General features: G+C 46.1%; 22 protein-coding genes. 8 read left to right on the top strand and 14 right to left on the bottom strand.

Annotated elements, in window-relative coordinates; genetic code table 11:
- The first annotated feature begins 550 nt into the window (after nt 1-550).
- Nucleotides 551-748 (top strand): hypothetical protein, encoded by a 198-nt coding sequence (locus JGK16_RS18540; protein ID WP_293184928.1) that lies wholly within the window; start codon nt 551-553, stop codon nt 746-748.
- On the opposite strand, the gene rimO is transcribed toward JGK16_RS18540, so the two are convergent.
- The 14 genes from rimO to psbZ form a co-directional block, all read right to left on the bottom strand.
- Complete coding sequence (rimO, locus tag JGK16_RS18545; RefSeq protein ID WP_293184926.1) at nt 723-2,081, bottom strand: 30S ribosomal protein S12 methylthiotransferase RimO; 1,359 nt, start codon at nt 2,079-2,081, stop codon at nt 723-725. The two genes, JGK16_RS18540 and rimO, sit on opposite strands and share 26 nt — an antisense overlap.
- 182 nt (nt 2,082-2,263) lie before the next feature.
- Complete coding sequence (locus JGK16_RS18550) at nt 2,264-2,614, bottom strand: type II toxin-antitoxin system PemK/MazF family toxin (protein WP_293184925.1); 351 nt, start codon at nt 2,612-2,614, stop codon at nt 2,264-2,266.
- Nucleotides 2,611-2,856, bottom strand: a complete 246-nt coding sequence (locus tag JGK16_RS18555; RefSeq protein ID WP_293184923.1) for a hypothetical protein — start codon at nt 2,854-2,856, stop codon at nt 2,611-2,613. Before JGK16_RS18555 ends, JGK16_RS18550 begins: the two co-directional genes overlap by 4 nt.
- 35 nt (nt 2,857-2,891) lie before the next feature.
- Nucleotides 2,892-3,962 (bottom strand): pentapeptide repeat-containing protein, encoded by a 1,071-nt coding sequence (locus JGK16_RS18560; protein ID WP_293184921.1) that lies wholly within the window; start codon nt 3,960-3,962, stop codon nt 2,892-2,894.
- A gap of 12 nt (nt 3,963-3,974) precedes the next feature.
- Nucleotides 3,975-4,406, bottom strand: coding sequence for a hypothetical protein (locus JGK16_RS18565; protein WP_293184920.1), 432 nt, complete (start codon nt 4,404-4,406; stop codon nt 3,975-3,977).
- Between the two features lie 85 nt (nt 4,407-4,491).
- Nucleotides 4,492-5,115, bottom strand: a complete 624-nt coding sequence (locus JGK16_RS18570) for a Uma2 family endonuclease (RefSeq protein WP_293184919.1) — start codon at nt 5,113-5,115, stop codon at nt 4,492-4,494.
- A 110-nt stretch (nt 5,116-5,225) separates the two neighbouring features.
- The gene (locus JGK16_RS18575; RefSeq protein ID WP_293191720.1) at nt 5,226-5,861 is read right to left on the bottom strand and encodes a Uma2 family endonuclease; all 636 of its coding nucleotides are present in this window, start codon (nt 5,859-5,861) and stop codon (nt 5,226-5,228) included.
- 241 nt (nt 5,862-6,102) lie between these two features.
- Nucleotides 6,103-7,140: an ATP-grasp domain-containing protein gene (locus JGK16_RS18580; RefSeq protein WP_293191718.1), complete on the bottom strand. Its 1,038-nt coding sequence runs from the start codon at nt 7,138-7,140 to the stop codon at nt 6,103-6,105.
- A gap of 2 nt (nt 7,141-7,142) precedes the next feature.
- Entirely contained in the window at nt 7,143-8,537 is a 1,395-nt protein-coding gene (locus tag JGK16_RS18585) for an ATP-grasp enzyme (protein ID WP_293191716.1), read from the bottom strand.
- A 430-nt stretch (nt 8,538-8,967) separates the two neighbouring features.
- On the bottom strand, nt 8,968-9,771 hold the full coding sequence (locus JGK16_RS18590; RefSeq protein WP_293191714.1) for a class I SAM-dependent methyltransferase: 804 nt from the start codon (nt 9,769-9,771) through the stop codon (nt 8,968-8,970).
- 2 nt (nt 9,772-9,773) lie between these two features.
- Nucleotides 9,774-11,012: a sedoheptulose 7-phosphate cyclase gene (locus JGK16_RS18595; RefSeq protein WP_293191712.1), complete on the bottom strand. Its 1,239-nt coding sequence runs from the start codon at nt 11,010-11,012 to the stop codon at nt 9,774-9,776.
- Nucleotides 11,013-11,498: 486 nt separating this feature from the next.
- Nucleotides 11,499-12,047, bottom strand: coding sequence for a Uma2 family endonuclease (locus JGK16_RS18600; protein WP_293184977.1), 549 nt, complete (start codon nt 12,045-12,047; stop codon nt 11,499-11,501).
- Between the two features lie 125 nt (nt 12,048-12,172).
- Nucleotides 12,173-12,721, bottom strand: coding sequence for a 6,7-dimethyl-8-ribityllumazine synthase (ribH, locus tag JGK16_RS18605; protein WP_293184911.1), 549 nt, complete (start codon nt 12,719-12,721; stop codon nt 12,173-12,175).
- Nucleotides 12,722-12,949: 228 nt separating this feature from the next.
- Nucleotides 12,950-13,141: a photosystem II reaction center protein PsbZ gene (psbZ, locus tag JGK16_RS18610; protein ID WP_293184909.1), complete on the bottom strand. Its 192-nt coding sequence runs from the start codon at nt 13,139-13,141 to the stop codon at nt 12,950-12,952.
- 240 nt (nt 13,142-13,381) lie between these two features.
- Here psbZ and JGK16_RS18615 point away from each other — a divergent pair, with 240 nt between their 5' ends.
- The 7 genes from JGK16_RS18615 (at nt 13,382) to JGK16_RS18645 (ending at nt 22,914) form a co-directional block, all read left to right on the top strand.
- Nucleotides 13,382-13,612 carry a hypothetical protein gene (locus JGK16_RS18615; RefSeq protein ID WP_293184908.1) on the top strand — a complete coding sequence of 77 codons (231 nt, stop codon included), beginning with the start codon at nt 13,382-13,384 and terminating at the stop codon, nt 13,610-13,612.
- Nucleotides 13,613-13,704: 92 nt separating this feature from the next.
- Nucleotides 13,705-16,704, top strand: coding sequence for a CBS domain-containing protein (locus tag JGK16_RS18620; RefSeq protein ID WP_293191748.1), 3,000 nt, complete (start codon nt 13,705-13,707; stop codon nt 16,702-16,704).
- Between the two features lie 256 nt (nt 16,705-16,960).
- Nucleotides 16,961-17,491 (top strand): DUF2127 domain-containing protein, encoded by a 531-nt coding sequence (locus JGK16_RS18625; protein ID WP_293184907.1) that lies wholly within the window; start codon nt 16,961-16,963, stop codon nt 17,489-17,491.
- A gap of 1,081 nt (nt 17,492-18,572) precedes the next feature.
- On the top strand, nt 18,573-20,144 hold the full coding sequence (locus JGK16_RS18630; protein ID WP_293184906.1) for a protein kinase: 1,572 nt from the start codon (nt 18,573-18,575) through the stop codon (nt 20,142-20,144).
- A 315-nt stretch (nt 20,145-20,459) separates the two neighbouring features.
- Nucleotides 20,460-20,618, top strand: coding sequence for a hypothetical protein (locus tag JGK16_RS18635; RefSeq protein ID WP_293184905.1), 159 nt, complete (start codon nt 20,460-20,462; stop codon nt 20,616-20,618).
- Between the two features lie 41 nt (nt 20,619-20,659).
- Nucleotides 20,660-21,001 (top strand): DUF6825 family protein, encoded by a 342-nt coding sequence (locus JGK16_RS18640; protein WP_293184904.1) that lies wholly within the window; start codon nt 20,660-20,662, stop codon nt 20,999-21,001.
- A gap of 146 nt (nt 21,002-21,147) precedes the next feature.
- Nucleotides 21,148-22,914: an AarF/ABC1/UbiB kinase family protein gene (locus JGK16_RS18645; protein ID WP_293184903.1), complete on the top strand. Its 1,767-nt coding sequence runs from the start codon at nt 21,148-21,150 to the stop codon at nt 22,912-22,914.
- The last annotated feature ends 311 nt before the right edge of the window (nt 22,915-23,225 follow it).

Raw genomic sequence — 23,225 nt, forward strand, 5'->3', positions numbered from 1 at the left:
CTCTAGGGCATTTTATAGTGAGGATGATGACCAGCCCCACTTTACTACATATATAGTAGTTACAGTTTTGTTGGTTCAGGCGCTATCCCGCAATCCGTCGCCTGCGGGATTCAACAGGGTATGTAGCGACCGTCAGTCGATTTTAGATTTTAGATTTTAGATTTTAGATTTACTCCACAGATGAATCTGGCAGCTTGAACTAGCGTCTAAAATTTTAATCTCTCTACTCCTGGCGTCGGCGGCTTCTATCCGTTTTTGGACTACCGTTACCGCCTATCCATCTCAACACTCTTTCGGGATACCGTTGTGGTGTAGGGCGGACGGCGAAGCAATCTCAAATTCTCCCCGCTGGTTTCTGACTTTATATTAGCATAACTCTTTACATTCAGAAACAAAACAGTGAACTACCCGACGCTGACCTGCGGTAGAGCACGGGCTTCCCAATTCATTGGCAACAGCCGCCAGAACTCCGTAATTCTATTGGTCTTACATTGCCTCGCCCGGGCAGGAGTCCTTCCAAGACCCATACTTTTTCTGGCAACACGTACCTATGAGCTTGGTTTTCGCTTACGGCATTGGTGGTCAAGATGTACCAATTTTATCAGAAGAATTGCTCGTTTCCTCATCCACCCCGTCGCTGTTCCACAGCACGGCTTGGAATTCGACTCGCGGGAGTGGAATCGTCAACTCACTGGCACTCATCCCGACGCGAGGCTACGCTCCTAGCGGGGGGCTGATACTGCTTTAGCTAACGAGACAGTTCGAGCGATTTCTACTTGACCATGAAGGTCGTAGAAATCTGCGTCTGTAATTTTCACAGGTACGATCGATCCCAGCCGTGCTTCTCCTGTCACATAGACGAGTCCGTCTACTTCTGGGGAGAACCGGGCGGATCTACCAATCAACTCACCTGTCTCTGGTTGTTCTTGTTCTATCAGGACATCAACTACCTGACCGACAGATTCTTGATTCTTTTTTAATGATATAGGTTGTTGTGCCGCCATAACTGCATTTCGCCAAATTTCCATTTTTTCTGCTGGGAGTTGATTTGGCAAGCTGTAGGCTGGGGTGCCTTCTTCGGCGGAAAATGTGAATACTCCGACGTGATCGAATTCGTGGCGCTTGACAAATTCCAGCAAGTGTGCTGCGTGTTCGTCTGTTTCGCCAGGGAAGCCGACTATAAAAGTTGTCCGCATCACGGCACCAGGAATTGATGCTTTCAGGCGATCGACTATGGCATCATTGATCCCAGCTTGGAAAGGCCGATTCATCGCCCGCAGAATTTCCGGGTGCGAGTGTTGTAGAGGTAAATCCAAGTATGGCAAAACGTTGTGAGTTTCGCAGATTGCCGCCACAACTTGCGGAGTCAAACCTGTAGGATAGGCGTAGTGCATCCGAATCCAAGGTACATCTACTTCGCCCAAAGCGCGGAGTAATTCGGCTAGTTTGGGTTCGCCATAAATATCTTTGCCGTAGTTGGTGGTAATTTGAGAAATTAGGATAATTTCCTTTACCCCTTCGGAGGCTAATTGCTTAGCTTCAGCGACAATAGATTCTATGGTGCGCGATCGCTGATTTCCGCGCAAGTGCGGGATAATGCAAAAAGCGCAACGGTAGTCACAGCCTTCGGCTATTCGCAGATAAGCGACACCTTCCGATGTTGTGCGATAGCGAGGAGTAGTTTCGTCAGCGATGTAAGTAGGTTCACTAGAGACGAGGGAAACTCGATCGCCCTTTTCGACCCTTTGCATCACATCGACTATTTTATGATAATCACCAGTGCCGACAATTGCGACGGCTTCGGGCAATTCATCCAGCAATTGCTGCTGAAAATGCTGTGCCATGCAGCCAGTGATGACTACTTTCTTATTAGCTTCGGCCAATTCTACCAGGGTGCGGACTGATTCTTCTCGCGCAGCTTGGATAAAACTGCAAGTATTGACGACGACGTAATCGGCTAATTCTTCATTAGAATCGACTTCATAGCCTGCTTGAGCCAGCAAGCCAATCATGTGTTCGGTATCAATGCGATTTTTTTCGCAACCGAGGTGAGTAAATGCGATCGTTGGCTTCGTTGCCATGCAGTAATATTTGCTGTTGCGCTATTTTCAAGAACGTTTTATGGTATCACACAATTTCTAAAATTGCAAGGTTGCGTGAATTTGAACCGGGAATTCAGCATCAAAACCAAATAAACCGGATTTTTGGGAGTTTCTGCGCTGGAAATCTATCACAGTACAGAATTATTTTATATGATGATTCTCTATAAATTTAAAAGAATACGCAGTCTTTCCTCTACCATCATTAATGTTGTTGGAGAAACTGCGCCCCACAGTTCAAAAAGTCTTTCTATACTAATTGAGCGTACATCTTCACATTTGATGAAACTTCGCTGTCTAAGTCCTCCTTCTGGAGGGTTAACTTCAACGTGCCAGGGGATTCCCTTATCCTTAGATGTAACTGGCAGCACAACGACTAATGCCGAAGCACCCTGATTGAATGAATCTACAGATACTATCAGACAGGGACGCTTGCCAGACTGCTCGCGTCCTCGTATTGGATTCAAGTCAATCAGCCATATATCACCGCGTGATGGTTTTGCTGCTGAGGTCATTCTAAACCATCCTCTAAAGTAATATCCCAGACCGATCGTTCTTCAAGTTCTTCTTGCCAAGCTTCGGAGTTATTGCGTAGAGCAATATAAGCTTGGTTTGCTGCTTCTAAAAACTGTTGTCTTCGGTATTGTTCGATCGCTTGTTCGAGAACTGCTTGGATTGATTTTCCAGAGTTTGCAGAGAGTTCTGCGAGGATTTTATAAGATGTATTGGCGATCGTAACTGTAGAAGTTTGATTCATGTTAGTTTTTTACTTACCCCAAAGTTACCCAACTATTATAGCTCGTATTCAAGTATCCGTTCGTCTTGCGGGAAATCTTGCGGGAAGATTGCACCTCGGTTTTGTAGTTCATACTTTGCATCTTCAGATAGTCCGGCATTGTTACCAAATCGAGAACTTTCTACTTTGGCAGTGCTCAGATTGGCATTGCTCAAGTCGGCATTGCTCAAATCGGCATTGCTCAAATCGGCATCACTCAAGTTGGCACTGCTCAAGTTAGCATCGCTCAAATTGGCGGTACTCAGGTTGGTCGCTGTCAAATTAGCATTGTGCAAATTGGCATTGCTTAAATTGGCATTGCTTAAGTCAGCATTAATCAAATCGGCACCGCTCAAGTCCGCATCGCTTAAGTCGGCAAAACTCAAGTCGGCATCCATTAGCAAAGCATTTCTCAAGTCAGCACCACTTAAGTCAGCGCGACAAAGTTTTACGTTTGTTAGTTTAGCATTGCTTAAGTTCGCAAAACTCAGATCGGTACGACTCAAATCGGTATTATCTAAGTCAGCGCCACTGAGATTGAATCGGCTCAATTTGCAGCCAACTGCTTTAACACTACTTAAATCAGCTCCTGCTAAATCTTTATCTGGATTTAGACCAGCCTGTTTCATCAATTCCGATAAATTATCTGTATCTGCTTCAAGGATTTGTTTGATGTCATTTGCAAGCAATTCAGACTCACTAGAGTTAGGAAGTTGCGATTGTCGTCCCTCAAATTTAGTCGGCTCAGACTCACTGGTATTAGGAATTTGCGATTGCTTTGTTCCACTCGCAATGACAGGATGATGTTTGAGTTGCGATTGCTTCGTTTCACTCGCAATGACAGAATTCTGTATTAGCTGAGTCTGCCTCGCATAAAATTTAGTCAGTCGCTTCTCTTCGCTCCAAGCAACAAACGCAATTCCCCCAACTACACTTAACCCTACTGTCAAAGCTGGCGGACTTCCTCCTGTCAGCAACAGTATCCCCAACAAACCAACACCAACTTGAGCCGTTTGCTTGACTAAAGAATTTAATCCAGCTTCAGCTTCTTCATAAAGACTAATTTGTTTCCGGTTGACTAAAGTCATATCAAATATCTCCTAGGGATTATTTTTCAAATCTTTTAAATCTGCCCAAAATCTACCAATAATTCGACCTGCGAGAACTATCCACAACAAAAAATCAGAAGCTACAATAATGAAACAAGCATAACGAGATACACCCCAAGGGCTTTCTTTTAGACAAATATCGAAACCTGAAAAATCTTTACCGATAATAATTTCACCGATTAAACCGGGAAGTTTTAAAAGAATACCGATCGCGATCGCATCCTGAATTGACCCAAAAACTGTTCTCCCAAGTTGACCCATTAACCCATATAACACCTGATCGACAACCTCTAAAACATTCATCACTAACTTTTGCGTGAATGTACCCAATTTCGTACTTACTGGAGGAGATGGCACTACAGGAGTTGGACTCGATTGGGATGGTGTCGGAGTCGGAGTCAGCGGATTCGGCGGCGTAGTCATTACGGCACGGTATAAATTTTTATAAATATCGATCGCACTTTTTCAGATTATATCACACCAGAAAGTCTAGGAATAACAGCTTTGGTTAGTTCGGCAAACCAGCAAGAAAAATCTTCTCTGCCGTTAATTTCAACTCTGGGAATGCCAGCGATTCAACTATGTCATTTCCCCGAAATTGGCTGATTTGATATTCCCCGTCAACCAACTGATAAACCGAGATAGTAGGTTGTTTCGGATTACCAATAAAGCGTCTGCCGCCCAAAGCAGCATAATCCACAACCCAATATTCCGGGATACCCAATCTTTCATAATCAGCTACTTTAACCAGGTAATCATCTTGCCAGTTCGTACTGACAACCTCTACAGCCAATCGCACCGAAGATCCCATCGTGATGACGGATTCTTTTTTCCAGCGTGGTTCGTTTGCAAGTGCGGTTCTGTCTAGGACTATTACGTCTGGTTGATAACCTGCTTCGTCACGGACGGGTTTAATTAGGCAATCACCAGGGATAAAGTAAGGCAATTGCAGCCGTCTGATTTCAAAATTGATTTCACTGGAAAGAAAACCCGTAACTTCCGAATGGTCGCCGGTTCCTAAAGGCATTTCAACAATTACTCCGTTGTGTAGTTCGTACTTATGGACAGAGTTCTCTGGATACCAGGCAACGAACTCATCAAACGTGATTGTTTTGGATATGGTTTGGATCATGTTGCGGTTTCCTCTGTCTGGTGATTAGTATGCGGAAAGCTAGAAGATTACACAATGTACAAAGTACAATTTTTGATATTCTTTTAATATCCGATCGCCCCCCAGTCGTTCTAGCTCGGCTCGGTTGGAGGCAGACCGGCTCGAAAAATCACCTCGGTAGTCAACCTCAACTCTGGGAAAGCCAGCGATTCAACTATGTCATCGCCCTTAAACTGTTTTACCTGATACTCGCCGTCAACCAACTGGCAAACCGATAGTGTGGGTTGTTTGGGAGTACCGATGAACTTGCGGCCGCCCAAACCGAGGTAGTCCACAATCCAGTATTCGGGGATGCCCATTTCTTCGTAGTCGGCGAATTTGAGATGGTAATCGTCCCGCCAGTTGGTACTGACGACCTCTACAGCCAGTCGCACCGAAGACCCCATCGTGATGATGGATTCCCTATCCCAGCGCGGTTCTTTTGTGAGAGCTGCTTCGTCTAGGACAACTGCGTCTGGCAGGTAGCCCGCCTCGTTGCGGACGGGTTTGAGCAGGCAGTCGCCGGGGATAAAGCAAGGCAATTTCAGTCGCCTGATTTCTGCGCTGATTTCGTCCCTGGTTAAACCTATAACGCGGGAATGGCGGCCAGTTCCTAAAGGCATTTCAACAATTACTCCATTGTGTAGTTCGTACTTATGGACAGAGTTCTCTGGATACCAGGCAACGAACTCATCAAACGTGATTGTTTTCGATATGGTTTGGATCATGTTGTGGTTTCCTCTGTCTAGCGATTAGTATGCGGAAAGCTCAAATATTACACAAGGATTTACGACAACGTTGTTCGTAATCCTTGACATAGGAAGTGAAGTTTGGTATAGTCTCGCGTCCATAATATCAAAATACCGATCGCGTCGATCGACCTCAAGAAATTAGGAGACGGCAGTGCCGTGTCCCTACCCACAATAATACTGTAGGGACACGGCATTGCCGTCTCCTCTATATCATTCCTTAGTTATTTGGGATTTTACATAAAGCATTTTGCAACATACTTTCAAAAAAAGTATCCAGAGAAGTTCCCGATGCTTTCGTCATCGCAGAAAGTACACTTTTCTGAGCAAAAGAACAGTAAAGCCCCGCTTCCAAGAACCAAGGTTTTCCCTGCGGATCTATCCGAAAATCAAATAGACTATAATCGCGACAACCCAAAGCTATATGAGATTTTCTGGCCATATCCCAAACTCTCTCAGTTGCCGAATCGCTGATGTCAACTATCCACGATTTGGTACTATCTTTAGCGGCATAACCCAAGCTGCCATCGTCATTTTGTTTCAGCTTATCGGCATAACTCCGAATCGGCATTGTATCGGCATCTAGAGCATATTCTTCTAGTGGCAAACAGACTAACTCGCCTGCTTTGACGATGATTCCACAGCGAACTTCTCTACCCAATTCAATGAATTTTTCTACTAGCACTTCATCTGAATGAGTCAATGCTTTCTGCAAAGCTGCATCATAGTCAGCAGCATTTTTCACGAAAGCCACTCCAATGGAATTATCACTATTCACTGGCTTAAGTACGATCGGGAAATCAATCAAAGTTCGATCGCCCGCACGGACAACTTCTCCCAACGGTACACTTACCCCAGCGGCTGCTACCACTGCTTTAGTCCTCGCTTTGTCAGCCACCAGCGCCATCAACTCTGCGGGATTACCCACATAAGGAATACTCAGCAGATCGAACAAGCTGCGGTATTGAGTCATGCCTGGGATACAAAACATCTGGGGGATCATTACATCAATCTGGAGGTCGGTCAGCACCTGCACAGCGTCCGCTAAAGACATGGGATGAGCGGCCTCGATCGCACTTTTATCGAGAGATGTCGGAAAACGCCAGGTGCGATCGGGAGAAACATAGGCAATATGAAATTCATACAGTGCTGAATTAGCCGTATTCTCCAAACAATCTTGGGCGTAAAGGCGTGACAAGTCACAGTAAAAATCACTGACTGCCGATCCAACTAAATGCAAAACCCGTAATACTGACATACTCAATCTCCTCCTATTTCCACAAGTTTGCCAATATTAAAATCAATCCGAATCCACTCTTTCGGCTTCTGCAAATTTCCCCATAACAATAATGGGATTTGCCAATGATGCACCATCAAAAATGGTAATGGATCGTTCCAATCGAAGATGGCATCTTTACCTTGAACAATAATTTGTAACCGCTCAGAAACTAGCTTTGGCGACGACAAATTAGTCACCAATCGCCAAATTTCGTGGTAAATCCAGTAAGTCGGGCGGCTAGATGCCAAGGGCTGCACAGTTTGTGGTAAAGAGTCGCGATCTAAATAAGCCTTGGCGACATCGGGATGGTTGTAAAACATCGTGATAGCTGAATGGGTGCGGGGATTACATTCGATCGCATAAATCTCTCCATCATCCGCCGCCTGAATGAAATCAAAGGAAACTTGTCCAGTCAAATTGAGACTTTTGGCAAACAGACGAATCCAATTTTCGATATCCGGGCGATCGACATTTTCGTAGTTTACCTGAAATGCTGATGATTCACAGCAACAGTGCAACTGAACATGACCATCACGGATGGTACTGTGAGTGCAGAACTCTTGTCCCGGAATATACTCTTGCATAATCCAAGGTTTACTCTCGGAAATTGGTAAAGAGTTGACAAAAGTGGCAGTTTCGGCTGGGGTTTCGCAGGGTAATTTAGTGAGATCTAATCTGCGGATAGAATCGTAGGGAATACTTTTGATAATATATGGACGCTTTGCACCAGTGAAGTCAAAATCAATTACTTGCTGGGGATTTGTAATTAGGTAAGACTTCGGGACTCGCAGCCCTAATGCGATCGCAGCGGCGGCAAATGTATATTTATCATCCAATCTTTGCAGCATTTCGACATCTACGTGCATTACCGTACAGTGGGGAGAAAGTACGCTTTGGACTTCGGCATCGTAGTAACTGGCGACTGGACTACAAACGGGCACGTAAACATTAACTCCCTCTTGTTGGACGATTTTTAAGAGTGCTTGCGGGTATTCCTCTGTCTGGGGATTTGGTACTGTATAAAAGCGATCGACTGCCCAAGAGTAACGATGACCTGTCAGCCAGTATTTCTCAGTTTCAACCAAAATTACCCGATGACCGGCCTTGTGGAACGATCGCGCTAGCTGTAATGCCTTAGTCATCTTACCGCCACTGATCAAAATCGTTTGCGGAGTGGCTGTAGGCGATCGCGACTGGAACGGTTTAGTAAGTATGGCTCTGAGTAAGGCTATTATCGTCAAAGTTAGATTTAGGGGCATTACTAATAGCAACAAAGTCAGAGTTGCTATTGTTTTAAGTGCTGTTTGGAAGCGCCGATTCCCCGCATTTATTTTCTGTTCAGATGGCATCGCTGCAACTGAAATTGTTTCGAGCATAATTTTATAGTAAGTAGGCACTCTAATTAAACGTAATATCAAATCCGCCCTTCATCGGAATTATTCATATCCCTCTTCTCTTCATCGGCGTAAATCCGCGTGAATCCATTGTCATCTGCGGTTGCAAAATTATCTTTTTTTTGACCGCAGATACGGGTAGATAAACGCAGATAAACGCAGATGAGTGATATCGATTTTGGTGACAGACTCTGCACTCGCGATCGGAATTATTCATATCCCTCTTCTCTTCATCGGCGTGAATCCGCGTGAATCCATTGTCATCTGCGGTTGCAAAATTATCTTTTTTTTGACCGCAGATACAGGTAAATAAACGCAGATAAACGCAGATGAATTATATCAAATCCCTAAATCCCCCACCCTGCCCTGATTAAGGGAGGCTAGGGGGAGATCCGGGACAAGAAAACACGCTCTAAACGCGCCGAATCAAGGTAATCCCATCTCTCAATGGCACTAACACCTGCTCTACGCGCGGATCGTCAACCAGAGCCTGGTTGAATTTAGCGATCGCAACTCCGTTAGCAGTAGCAGTACCCGACAAATAGGGCTGTCCCTGCATCAGAGTATTATCGGCACAAATCAAGCCATTGGGCGCCAACAAACCAGTCGTCAGAAGTAAGTCGAGATAGTCAGTGTATCCACCTTTGTCAGCATCGATAAACACTAAATCGAACACTTCTCCAGCAGCAGCCAATTGTTTCATGGTTTCTAAAGCCGGTGCCACCTTCACTGATATTTTGTGGCCAGCAGTCGATTCGTCGAAACACTTCTGGGCAAATTCAGCGACGTAAGCATCGACTTCGCAGGCTACCACTTCTCCATCAACCGGCAGGGCTTCAGCCATCGCTAGTGCTGAGTAGCCAGTAAACATCCCGATTTCCAGCACGCGCTGTGCCTTCGTCAGATGGACGAGAAATTTGAGCATTTGCCCTTCCACATGGCCGGAGAGCATCTCTTGTTCCAAGTGGCGCACTGTCTCGCCGTCGGAGAATCGCTTACTCCAATCTTCTGATTGGGTGCGCTTGACTAAGGTGGCTAATGCCGGAGATTCGGCTGTGGTACAAAGGTTCAGGTAAGGATCGAGACCATTTGCCAACTCATAGGCTTGTTGTAATTCTGCCTTGAAAGCTGAATCGATCGCATCTTGAGACTCTACCTGCTGGACTAGACTTTCGAGTTTAGCCGCTAGAATCCCAACTGGGGTAACAGGTCTCATCTTTATACCCCTGCGGTGGAAGGAGTTCCAACTTTGTTCAGTACCACATACATATTCTCGCCATCGCCATTGCGTGGGTAGCCATGACAGATTTTTTGATGCACCGCTAGGGCTTCATCTAACTCAGTCCGAGTCAAATCATTCATGAAAAAGCAGTCACCAATGGGGCATGGAGCCGCCGCACGTTGGAGACCGTCACGGGTACGGGCGATGGATGTTGTTGCTTTCCAGAGCAATTCTGATGTAAGATGAGGGCTATCAATTGCTAGTCCGAGGCGACTCATTAATCCTAGGATGCGATCGCGCGAGGCGATCGAAATGTAGCCCCGTTGTTGAGCAATAGTCGCTGAAAAAGCCATATCGATGGCGACACTATGGCCGTGGAACATCGGAATTTCCGGTGTTAGTTCCAGCGTCGGACTCCAAGTGTGACCATAGGCAATCACTCGATCCAAATCTAGCTCGTGCAGGTTTGGTACTTCTAAGGCTAGCATTGATTGAATCGCATTGTAGGTTAAGCGATGCGCCACTTCTCGCAGTTCTGATGTGCCATCTAGATACCCAAAGTGGCTGTGCAGCAATGCTTCGCCGTAGTTTTCCAACAATTCAAAGATTTCTTTGTTGCCAACAACCGCGATCTTAATTAACTCTGCCATGCCGTTGCGTATTTGGTCGATCGGCAGAGTTTTCAGGAAGGAGAAATCTAAAATTACTTTCTGCGAAGCATGGTAAGCACCGAGGCGGTTTTTTAGTTTACCGTGATTCACAGCTACCTTGATCGCCACACTCGCATCAATCAGCCCAATTAGGGTTGTTGGTACGCGAATGTAGTTAGTCCGACGGCGATAGGAGGAGCAGGCAAAACCTGTTACGTCAGTAGTCAATCCACCACCAACCACCAATACAGGTTCTTTCCGCACCAGTCCGAAATCAACAAAGGCATCTATGATGCTTTCAAAGGTGGTTAAGGTTTTATCTGGTTCCTTGATACTCACTGGAAAGACGGTTAAATCTATCTCGTGATACTGGAAGTAAGAGTGCATCTGCTTGCCGTACAAACCATACACTGTCTGGTCTACAACCATTAGACAGCGACCAAATTGCCGATAGCTATCCGCAATTTCTGGATTTTCGAGTTTGAAAGCGCCATCTACATAGAGTAGACTGAAATCAATTTTTTCGTACCCTTCAATGTGAAAAGCGCGATCGGTAGCTGTAAACGTAGCTTGAATGTCACCCATAAATTTTTTTCACTTTCATGTTGGTAAGTAACTGTAAGTATCCGGGCGAACCTCAAAATTATCAATCCCTTTGTTGGTAAGCTTCCTAGGTATTAACTGGACAAATTAATTATTTAATATTACGTTAACAATTGACCTGAAAGTTCACTTTCAAACCTGTTTGTTAAGAATACGTTAAATACTGTTTGTACAGCATTTGTACTGAAAGCCATCCTAGGATCGAGTTGAGACGGCCTCAATGCTTACACAAAACTTAACATAACGAATTTCTCATATTTGTGCAACCAAATTTAGATAAATCTCATAAAACTGTTGAGGAATATTAGATAATGGGCGATTTTTAGTTAAAAAATTTACAGATAAATCAGTATTTGAGGAAGTTTATGTATTCTAGGATACTCAGTAAGCCAAAAGGGCGATCGCGATTGACAATAAATGTATAAAATTATACTGAAAATTCAGGGAGTGTTTTAAAGTCAATTCAGCTTAGGCTGGAAACACCAAAGACAAATCCAGAGACAAATCGGGAAACCCCGGAATTACGACAGCCTCATTTTGCAGAACGACTTTTTGCGATCGATAATTGAAATCACCTTGTCTTTTTTGATAAGGTTCGCTGTGCATTTCGAGTTGACGATCGACTAAATTAAATATCCAATAATTAGCAATTCCAGATTCGGCATAGAGAGATAGCTTTGTTTCGCGATCGTACTTTAAAGTAGAATCAGAAACCTCAATTACTAACAAGATATCCGCAGGCTCCGGGTGAGAAGCTAAATAACGATCGGAACGATTGCGGGCGATAACCACATCAGGTTCTGGTTCGCTATCTGTAGTAGATAAAATTATCGGCTCTTGACCGCGCACGATCGCCTTTTTTATCGCCAGCGTGCACAACTCTCCTAATAGTAGCGAATTACAAACAGAATGAAACGTAGTTTTAGCAGCTTTGATGATAATTTCTCCGCGAATCAATTCTACTTGCTCATCGGGAGCGAAAAATCCCAGTTTTCCCAAACGGTGATATTCTGCGATCGAGAATCTTTTCGCGGTGACACTATTCGTAGCTTTCCTTACCTACTTTATTTCTTAGTCTCGCGTTGCGCGGACTTTGTTTTTGTAGACGCGATTTCAATCGCCGAGTTATCTGAGAAGATATATTAAGCCCGATCGCCCGGGAGCACTTGAACAGCAGCAGCCTCCGGTAATCGATCGTAAGAACTTCCACCCAAACTATTAACTTGACGCATCAAAGTGCCCATTTCCAGAGCACTCATCCCATAATTCCAGCCCAAATTGCTCTTAATTCCCGCCCTTTCCAAAGCTTGCTGCATCGTGTCAGTCGTCACCACGCCAAAAATCACCGGGACACCACTTTGAAAAGCAGCAGCAGCAATTCCTTTAGAAACCTCACCAGCTACAAAATCGAAATGCGGAGTTTGACCGCGAATTACCGCACCCAGACAGATTACCGCATCGTAGCGGCCAGAAAGAGCAGCTTTGCGGGCCACCAAAGGAATTTCAAAACATCCGGGAACCCAATAAAAATCAACTTGATTTCCATGAGGATTGATATCAACGCCGTGGCGTTTCAAACAATCTTGACATCCTTCCAAAAGTTTGTTGACAATCAAATCGTTAAAACGACCGATGACAATCGCAAATCGCAAAGATTCTGTTTGAGTAAAATTTCCCTCGAAAACTGCCATAGTGCTCTAATTTTAGATTTTAGGTTTTAGATTTTAGATTTTTGTTTGCCAGAAGGTAAAGTTTAGAAAGCAGAAACATCTGATTTTAATCTCAAGTGCACAAACATACAGGATCGCGCGGATTGGAAATTTTTTAGTGGGTACCGAATACCGAATACCTTCAAAATTCTGGTTAATGCCTTCAGCCTTCTATCTTTTACCTTCTTTATTCGAGAGCGATGGGCGAGCTTAAACTACCAAAAAGTTCAATACAGCCACTGCAATAACCAGCAAGAACCACAGACCTGAACCTACAAAAATCAAGGATTTAGACTGATTCCAGTTTTGGGGAGAGGCATAAGCAACAGGCACGCCAACTACCATCACAAAAGACAGCAGTACGAGAGCCAGTAAAACCAATTGAAACAGAATTGATAACATTTTTTCTCCTTTCGATATAGCCGTGCGTTGACGAGAAATAGTTTGTAATAATCTGGATAAAAATTCCAGATTATAGTTTTTGACCCATTTAAAAACGGGTTCACTTCCCCGACTTACGTCGTGGAGATTTCAAAATCTTAGACCAAAGTTGCATCTCCCAGATCGATCTGTGGAGTAAATCTAAAATCTACAATCTACAATCGACTGACTGTATCCCGATATTAATCCAGAAATTGTCGGTTGATTGATACGAAAGAGACTTTGCAAATTCGGGCGTTGCGCGAACAGGCGCCAGCGGCTCTTGAGATTTACATCAATTTTATCATTGTTCGCTACTTGACAGAACACTGGGTTCAAGACAGGCTGAAGGCTGAGTTAAGCAGTCGAGGTCGCATTAAACCTCGGAAACCGGGTTTATTAGGTGATTTCTGGTTCCTCGTCGCAATTTTTTTACCTAAACCCGGTTTCTAGCCCCATGCGTAAGTTTTGCTATAGTGCGATCGCCCGGTATCAAAGCCCCAGAAATTGCTAATGTGAGGGTGAGAGATGCGAGATTTTCGGCTATGGACTTAGTTTTGTGCCACACAACAGCAGATTTTGACAGCTTGGGAGCAGCGGTGGGACTTTGCGTGCTGCGCCCCGGTAGCAGAATTGTGCTGACTGGGGGTTGTCACCCGACAGTGCGGGATTTTTTGGCGCTACACCGCGACGAGTACCCGCTGATCGAACGTCGATCGGTCAATCCGCAACAAATTCGATCGATTACTATAGTAGATGCCTCGGGGCGCGATCGTTTAGGAAAAGCCGCCGAATGGCTGGATTTGCCACACCTCAACGAAATAGCGGTTTTTGACCACCACCTGCAAGCCGATTTGGACATCCCCGCGACTGTTACCCAAATCGAAGCTGTCGGCGCAACCACCACATTAATTGTCGAAAAACTCCGCGAAAAACTCAAAAATTCAGCAGAAAACGGCGATACAGTATCCCGGCTTTTACCTTCAGAAGCCACAGTCATGGCCCTCGGTATCCACGTCGATACCGGTTCCCTCACCTTCGACGGCGCAACCGCGCGAGATGCAATGGCTTTGGCGTGGTTGATGGAACAAGGAGCAAGTTTGCGGGTAATCTCTGAATATGTAGAACCCGGTTTGTCTCCGCAATTGCAGGATTTGCTCAGAGAAGCATTGGAGAATTTGCGATCGCAAACCTTGCACGGTTATACAGTAGCTTGGGTATTACTTTCTACTGAAGCCTACGTGCCCGGACTTTCGGCGCTAGCTTCTCGCTTGTTGGATTTAACTGAAACCGATGCTCTACTTTTAGGCAATGTTTATAAATTTAGCGAAAACGACAACCGCAACATCGCCCAATCGCCAGTTTCCAACCGCTTAGCTATTATCGGTCGATCGCGTATCGAAGGCACAAACCTCAGCGAATTGTTCAAACCTTTCGGCGGCGGAGGCCACGCCCGCGCCGCATCCCTCGCCACCCGAGATGTTGACGCCCTGCTGACTTTAAATCAATTAGCCGACGAACTCAAAGCTCAAATCCCGCACCCTCCCACCGCCCGCGAATTAATGTCATCCCCAGTGAGGAGCATTCGCCCGGAAATCTCCGTGGGAGAGGCTCACCGTATCCTCCTACGTTACGGACATTCTGGACTTTCAGTGGTCGATACGGGCGATCTACTGGCAGGCATTATCTCGCGCCGCGACATTGATATCGCCCTCCACCACGGTTTCAGTCACGCTCCGGTTAAGGGTTACATGACTCCGCAGCTAAAAACGATCGCCCCGGATACCTTGCTGCCAGAAATTGAAGCTTTAATGGTGACATACGATATCGGGCGTTTGCCAGTGTTGGAAAACGGCCAACTCGTGGGAATTGTGACTCGCACTGACGTGTTGCGGGAATTGCACCAGCAAAAAGCCCGCGATAGGGGCAGTAATTCTCAATTGTCCGATTATCCTGTATCTGAGTCGGTTGAGCAGTTGTTGCGATCGGGCATTAGTAGCGAATTATGGCAATTATTGTCGATCGCTGCCAACATTGCACGAGAGCGCGGCTGGCAACTTTATATTGTCGGTGGAGCAGTCCGCGATTTATTATTAGCTTTGAATGACACCAAGGGCGGGCAAGATGCCCACCCCACAACATTAAACTCTTGTGGAACAGGCATCTTGCCTGTTACCCTAACTGATATTGATTTGGTAGTTGATGGCAACTGCGGTACCGACGATTCCGGTGCCGGTGTCGAATTAGCCTCAGCGCTCCAGAAATTATACCCAGACTCGCGTTTAGACGTTCACGGTCAATTTCAAACCGCCGCGCTGCTGTGGCACAAAGACTCTGCTTTCGGTTCGCTGTGGCTGGATATTGCTACGGCTCGTACTGAATTTTATCCTTATCCGGCTGCAAATCCTGAAGTTGAAGCGAGTTCGATCCGCCAAGATTTGTACCGCAGGGATTTTACTATTAATGCGCTGGCTGTGCGGTTGGGAGTTCCCCGCAGCGGCGAATTGTTGGATTTTTTTGGCGGTTTGCTAGATTTGGAATCGCGGCAAATTCGAGTTTTGCACGCTAACAGTTTTATCGAAGATCCGACGCGGATTTATCGGGCGGTGCGGTTTGCGGTACGGCTGGGATTTTCCATTGAATCGCAGACTGAAGGATACATCCGCCACGCTTTGGAAAGCGGAATTTATTACCGAATTCAGGGGGAAAACGGCAGAGCTCCGGCTTTGGAAACTCGCCTCAAAAGTGAATTGAAGTACATTTTGCAAGCTCCTTATTGGCAGGTTGCTTTGCAGATGTTGGGAGATTTGCAAGCTTTGCGCTGTATTCATCCTACTTTAGATTTGGATCGTCCGTTGTGGCGGCGACTGCGTTTGCTCGATCGATGTTTGAATGGAAGGAAGAAATCCGAGGGAAGTCGGAAGAAGGAAGAGGGAAGTCGGAAGAAGGAAGAAGGAAGAGGAAAGAAGGAAGAAGGAAGAAGGAAGAAGGAACAAACTATTCCCAATGCCCAATTCCTAATGCCCGATGCCCAATTCCCAATTCCCAATGCCCAATTCCCAATGCCCAATTCCCAATTCCCAATTATCAATATTCCAGATTGGCTGATGCGGCTGGAAGTTTTGATTGCTTATTTAGCACCGGAATATCGGGTTAAAGTGGCTACAAATCTTCAGTTACCTGCTGACAGTATTAAGCGGCTGGAAGTTTTGGAAGCTGGAAATCAGGAATTAGCAAAGGGTTTACTGAAGTGTAATTTACCCAGTCAATTAGTGTTTCTGTTGAGGAATTATGAGTTGCCGCTGTTAATTGCGATCGCCCTGCAAAGCCCCCGCAGCGCCCGCCGCCAGATTTGGCAATATATCACCCGGTTGGCGAATGTTGAGCCGCCTTTAAACGGCAATGACTTGAAGGCTTTGGGTTACAAGCCCGGGCCTGGGTTTAAGGTAATGTTGGATGATTTGTTGGCGGCTGCGTTGGATGGCGATTTGGGCGATCGGGCTAGCGCGATCTCTTTCTTAGCACAACGTTACCCTCAATCTTAGTCTGCTATAGCGGCTCTAGCTCTCATATGAGGTACGTTGTTGGGCTTCAGCCCTCTTTGTCTGGGAGGTTATATAAGCTGTCAGTCATACCTCATCTTTGTGAGAAAGGCTATATGTCAGCAGCACGTTATTTTTTGTAAATATATCGGCTAATAATTGCTGAATTTTACCGTCATCTTGTATCCGTTAATCGGGTACACTGACTCGTTGCCGCACAGCCATCTTATATCCGTTAAATCTCGCGCCAGCGAATTCGTTGCCGAACTTTTTTCTTCCTTATTCACAAGCCGATCGTCGCACATTATTAGATTTTTTGAGAATTTACGTGAAAAAACAGCGTCCTCCTGGTTTAATCGCAATTGTCGTTTACAAAACTTTTGTAGCAGCCCTCTTGACAGTAACTTCCGTCGCTTTACTTTTAGCGCTGAAGAATCATCAAGCCTTGGAAGATTTTTCGGAATCGTACTTCTTGGAAAGTAAATTAAAAATAATTGAGCTTCTACTAGATAAAGTTCTAAGTGTAAAGCCTAAAACATTACTATTTAGCGGACTTGCAGCAGGACTTTATGCCGCTTTAACTGCTCTTGAAGCAGTTGGTTTGTGGTACGAAAAAGGGTGGGCGACTATTTTGGTTTTAGCGCTGGTAGGTATCAGTATCCCGCCCGAAATATATGAGTTATTTCATGGTTTTACCGTACTTAAGCTGGTGGTTTTTATCGCAAATATAGCGGTGTTTTGGTATTTGCTGCACCATTTGCCGAAGCACGGTAATTCAGTTGACAGTTGACAGTTGACAATTGACAGCAACTTCTACCTGGAAGCCCGAGGATTGGGGTAATGAATCGTCTGATTTTAATTTATACGCCAAACCCATAGGCTTTAAACAAATTTTTTATTGTAAGGAAGATTAAAGTTCAATACGCTGGAGTCCTAATACCATTTTTTTAAATTTATAACAGACTTTAGAAAATACGGAAAGTCTATAAATTACAATCTCTTGTCGTCGTATAGCCTTTCTCAAAAAGGTGAGGTATGACTGACAGGTTATATAACCACTGAAACCAAGAGGGCTCTCTTCCCAACAACGTCCGCGAATATGAGAGCTCGGATATTTAGAAAAATAGTATAAGGTACACTGCTATTAAAAATTAGTCAAAAAAATAGACTTTTCTATTTTCAAGTAGCGACGCACCTGTGCCATTGCGCTTTCACCAAACAACCATGTTTGTAATATGAATTTTCAAAACTCTGGCAACATTATTCGTAAGGTGCGGATACATCAACAATCCCTAAAATTAATTCACTTTTCGAGCGGCAACGAATCTTACCTACAGAGTCGATCGAACAAACCGAACACTTGTTTTGTAGCACTACTTTTGATAAATGGTATAAGTAGGACTCCCTTCTATAGACTTTCTCAGCTTTCTGGAGGTACAAGTTGAGATTTTCCATTTTTCGATTTGAGATTGGGGATTGAGGGATTGATTGGTCAATACTTCATCTTTTTGAAAAGATATATCATAACAGTGACCACAAGTCAAATAAAAACCTAAATCTTTACATAAGCCTGCGATTGGTAAAGATTTGATAAAGGCAAGAGGGGTTATACCCCCCATGGGCTATAGTCATAGTCATATAGATGCACCCTGATGGCTTTCCCGTTCCACAAGAGCGGGATTTTTATTGGCAAAAAATTGTGTTAAGTTTTGAGACGACGGCTACAGATAAAATAACCGCCAGAGGCAAAGATGACCTGGCAGAGCAAAACCGACGCCCTAGGGCGCCGATCGTCGATCGAACCTCACCCCTAACTCTGCTTTCATAACCCAAAGGCGGTAGCATAGTTTGGGAACCGGCATCAACTAAAGATGAACTTAGCGCCAGCAACAGTCCTGCAAAAGGGCAAATACACAATTAACGCGACTTTAGGCAGAGGAGGGTTCGGCATCACTTACCGAGCTACCCACACCCAATTAAACCAAACCGTCGTACTCAAAACCCTCAACGAAAGTCTGCGCCAACACCCAGCCTCTGCCCAGTTTCAGCAGCAGTTTATTGCCGAAGCCCAGCGCCTGTCTCGATGCCAGCATTCAAACATCGTCAGGGTAATTGACTTTTTTGAAGAAGCCGGACAGTCTTTTATCGCGATGGACTACATTCCGGGCCAAACTCTCGCCCAAATAGTCGAAACCAGTCAGCCGCTACCAGAAGCCCAGGCCCTGCACTACATTCGGCAAATAGCCTCAGCGGTAAGTACAGTTCACCACAGCGGATTGCTACACGGAGACATCAATCCAGAAAATATGATCCGGCGAGCCGATTCTCATCTAGTAATGTTGATAGACTTCGGTGTTGCTCGCGACTTTATCGCCGACACGAAACAAACTCACACTAACTTGCTTTCCCCAGGATACGCGCCGCTCGAACAATACCTCTATGACGGTAAATGTACGCCTGCCACAGATGTTTACGCGATCGCAGCCACCCTTTACTACTTGCTCTCCGGCGTACCACCCGTAGCAGCACCCCTGCGCGATCGCATTCCCCTGGCTTCTTTGCGGCAATTTCAGCCCAACCTCAGCCCCGGCATTGAGCGAGCAATCCTTCAGGGACTCGAAACCGACCCCCAGAAACGCCCCCAGACAGTGGAAAATTGGCTTACTATGCTGCAAGAAACAGAGCGATTACCCGCACAGAGAACAGACAAGCAAAGTTTGCGATTGCCAGCACCTCCCCCCCTGCCGTTGACCTTGCTGGCGTTTGTCGTCACGGCTGCAATTGCTGGCTGGATGGGTTTTGACTTGGCCTGGCGCTACCACAGCATCAGTGCCAGCAACAACAGATCCACAACTCAATCCTTCCCATCTTTGGAAGATTTGCTCAAATCCCGTGATTTGTCAGGGCCGATGTTCGGGCAGCCGTCTGTCGAAAGCAGCCCTCTGGTTCCACTCCAACTCAACAAGCGCCCCAAACCCACGTCAGACAGCAGCATACCAGAACCGATCGACAACTCAACAGCTAGCGCCCAACCTTCTGCCTCCCCAAGCCCGGAGACTCCCGCCCCAGATCCTGAACCTTCAGCATCCCCAACTCCCGATCCCGAAGCGCAGATCTCTGAGTACCCCATTCCAGAACCTAAAACTGAAACCCAGCCAGCACCCGAAGCAGCATCCGCACCTGTACCAGAAGTTCCGCCCCTGCCACCCGAATCCCGCAGATCCTCCCCTCCCGTACCCGCACCCGCCCCGTCTGCTGCCAATAGTTCTGAAACATTCCCACAGCAAGAATCCGCACCGACAGTACCGTCACCGGCCCTAGGATCGATCGAACCGCCAATACCAAGCCAAAACGGCAGCAATTCCGGTACTTCGATCGCACCTTACTCGCCGCCCCCCGTGCCAGAACCGACAGTGCCTTATCCTGAACCTGCGACAAATTAGTATTCTTTTTTTTGCTTAAAAGGGCGAACTAATCCTTGGTTTGAGGATTGACTAAATATCCATCGATTGTGGAGCGAATAACGCCATTCCAAACCACAGACAATTTCGCACAACCTGCGATAGACTCAGAAAATATCAATAGCCATTGCCGGAAATTATCGAATATTTTCTATCACCTAACTAATCAGAATGGAAACTCCAAAATTTATAAATATTTGATATTTTGTGGTAAATTATGTTAATATTGAGACCGGACGGCTAGGTTGTTCGAGGTCGCCCATTAGTTCTGCCAAACCTACTAAGCTTGAGAAAGGTTTGAGTAAAACTAGAGCCGAGAATGCCGTGAGTTACCGTGGTGGCGCCCTATATGCGATCGCGATCGGTGCAAACAGTTGTTTTTTTCGGTGCAAGCCAGGGTGGTCGATCGATTCGGGCAAAGTTCCTTTCTTTGGGAACAAGCGCCATCGAGGATAAGCAAGTTATAATTTGTTGCGGAAGCGTACAGAGATTTCTATATGAGTAAACCCCCAGTTCATGCCTTTTTTGTAGGAAGAGCAGTTGCCGAAGCACTGTACGAGCAATTAGAAAGCGCAGCAACCAACGCTTTCTCCGAACTCGGCAAATTTGACGCCGAACAAAGAGAACGCCTGCGCCAGTTCACAGATAAAGTTGTAGAACGGGCCAATCGCGCTGCCGATGAGGCGATGCAGACCAGAACTGGTACTGGAACCACCAGCACTACTACTGACATTCAAGACATCCATCCCGCAGACTTGCAAGTAACGATCGACGAGCTGCGCGCCGAAGTCGCTCTCGTGCGATCGGAATTGCAGCGCTACCGCAGCAGTTTGCCTTAACAAAGGACGATTCCAGCGGACGATAGCTCCGAAGTGACGATCGCAACAACTACTGATTGTTACACGAGCGCAAAGCAATGCGCTCCTGCGCTCCTTCCTACCTGCAATCAAAGCAACAACATAAAATAAGCAATTTGGGAACCCAAGTGTCTGCTCTCCTTGATGACTCTGTTAATCGCCAGCGCTCCCCCAAGCGTACTAGCGACGCCGATGAGCCAAAAACTGCTGGTAAATCCTACAAAAGTAAAGCTTATCGCTGGAATCGCGAAAAATATTCCCGGCAGCGACGCTTCTTCGACATTTGGGCCTTTGTCTTGCTCTGGCTGGCTTCGCTGTGGTTCGACAGCAAAAACTGGAGCTACTGGGGAGGTGTAACTGAAGAAAAGAAAGTTGCCAGACGCCGCTTTCAAGCTATCTGGGTTCGAGAAACACTCTTGGATTTAGGCCCGACTTTCATTAAAGTTGGACAATTATTTTCCACCCGCGCCGACTTGTTCCCGGCAGAGTTTGTCGAGGAACTTTCTAAGCTGCAAGATAAAGTGCCTGCTTTCAGCTACGAACAGTTAGAGGTAATTGTCGAGCAAGATTTGGGCAAGACTGTGGAGGAACTCTACCGCAGCTTCGATCCTGTGCCCCTGGCCGCTGCCAGTTTGGGTCAGGTACACAAAGCTCAACTGCACTCGGGCCCGGAAGTTGTAGTAAAAGTGCAACGCCCTGGACTGCGAAAGCTGTTTGAAATAGATTTGCAAATTCTCAAGGGGATTGCTCGCTATTTTCAAAACCATCCTAAGTGGGGCCGCGGCCGAGATTGGATGGGGATTTATGAGGAATGTTGTCGCATTCTGTGGCTGGAAATAGACTATCTCCATGAAGGCCGCAATGCTGATACTTTTCGCCGCAATTTTAGCAACTGCGACTGGGTGCAGGTGCCACGAGTTTATTGGCGCTACGCGGCTCCGCGAGTGCTGACTTTGGAATACCTACCAGGGATTAAAATCAGCCACTACGAAGCTCTCGAAGCAGCCGGGATCGATCGCAAATTAATTGCTCAGTTAGGCGCTAAAGCTTATTTGCGGCAGTTGCTCAACGATGGCTTTTTCCACGCAGATCCCCACCCCGGCAATATCGCTGTTAGTGCTGACGGATCTCTGATTTTCTACGATTTCGGCATGATGGGTCAAATCCAGTCCAACGTCCGCGAAGGACTGATGGAGACTCTCTACGGCATTGCTTCCAAGGATGGACAGCGGATTATGGATTCTCTGATCAACTTGGGCGCTTTGGTTCCCACAGGCGATATGAGTCCCGTGCGCCGCAGCATCCAGTATATGCTCGATAACTTCATGGATAAGCCTTTTGAAGAGCAGTCCGTGAGTGCGATTACCGATGACCTTTACGATATTGCCTACGACCAACCTTTTCGCTTCCCAGCTACCTTTACTTTTGTAATGCGAGCTTTTTCGACGATTGAAGGCGTGGGCCGGGGTTTAGATCCCGAGTTTAACTTTATGGAGGTGGCACAACCTTTTGCCATGCAGCTTATGACTAATGGAAATGGGCCGGATGCAACGAGCAGCATTTTTAACGAACTAGGCCGTCAGGCGGCTCAGGTGAGTTCGACTGCTTTGGGTTTGCCCCGCCGGATTGAGGAGACTATTGATAAACTCGAACAGGGAGATTTACGGATTCGAGTCCGTTCTTCCGAAGCTGAGCGATTGATGCGCCGCATGAGCAACGTTCAAATGGGCACTAATTATACTTTGATGATGAGTGCTTTTACTTTGTCGGCGACAATTTTGTTTGTCAGCAATCAAGTATGGCCCGCTGTCGCTGTGGCTTTGCTGGCTGCGGGTGCTGGGTTTGCTCTGTTGCGTTTGTTCAAACGGATCGATCGATTAGATAGAATGTCATAATGCGGCCAATTGACGATCGAAAATTTCTGGCTTGAGATTTGTCGCCTGCAAAAACTTAACATTTAACGAGTTCGCCGGGAATTCCCCATCCTCTCGTAGTGTAGGAACAGCGTAGCGTCTTCCGCAACGAAGAAGGTTGGGGATGAAAGGCAGGTGGATGTAGCGCAGCGGAGCAAGACTTAAGTGGCAAATAGTCTGCTAAACTTATCTACAGTTGATTGCTGAGAGTCAGTTCCATGTTTGCCGTCAAGCGAGCGCTCAAATTAAATAATACTGAAGCAACCTTGATGGCAAAACACGCAGGCTTTCGG

The organism is Microcoleus sp. PH2017_09_SFU_O_A (assembly GCF_020738625.1).
Classification (GTDB): domain Bacteria; phylum Cyanobacteriota; class Cyanobacteriia; order Cyanobacteriales; family Microcoleaceae; genus Microcoleus.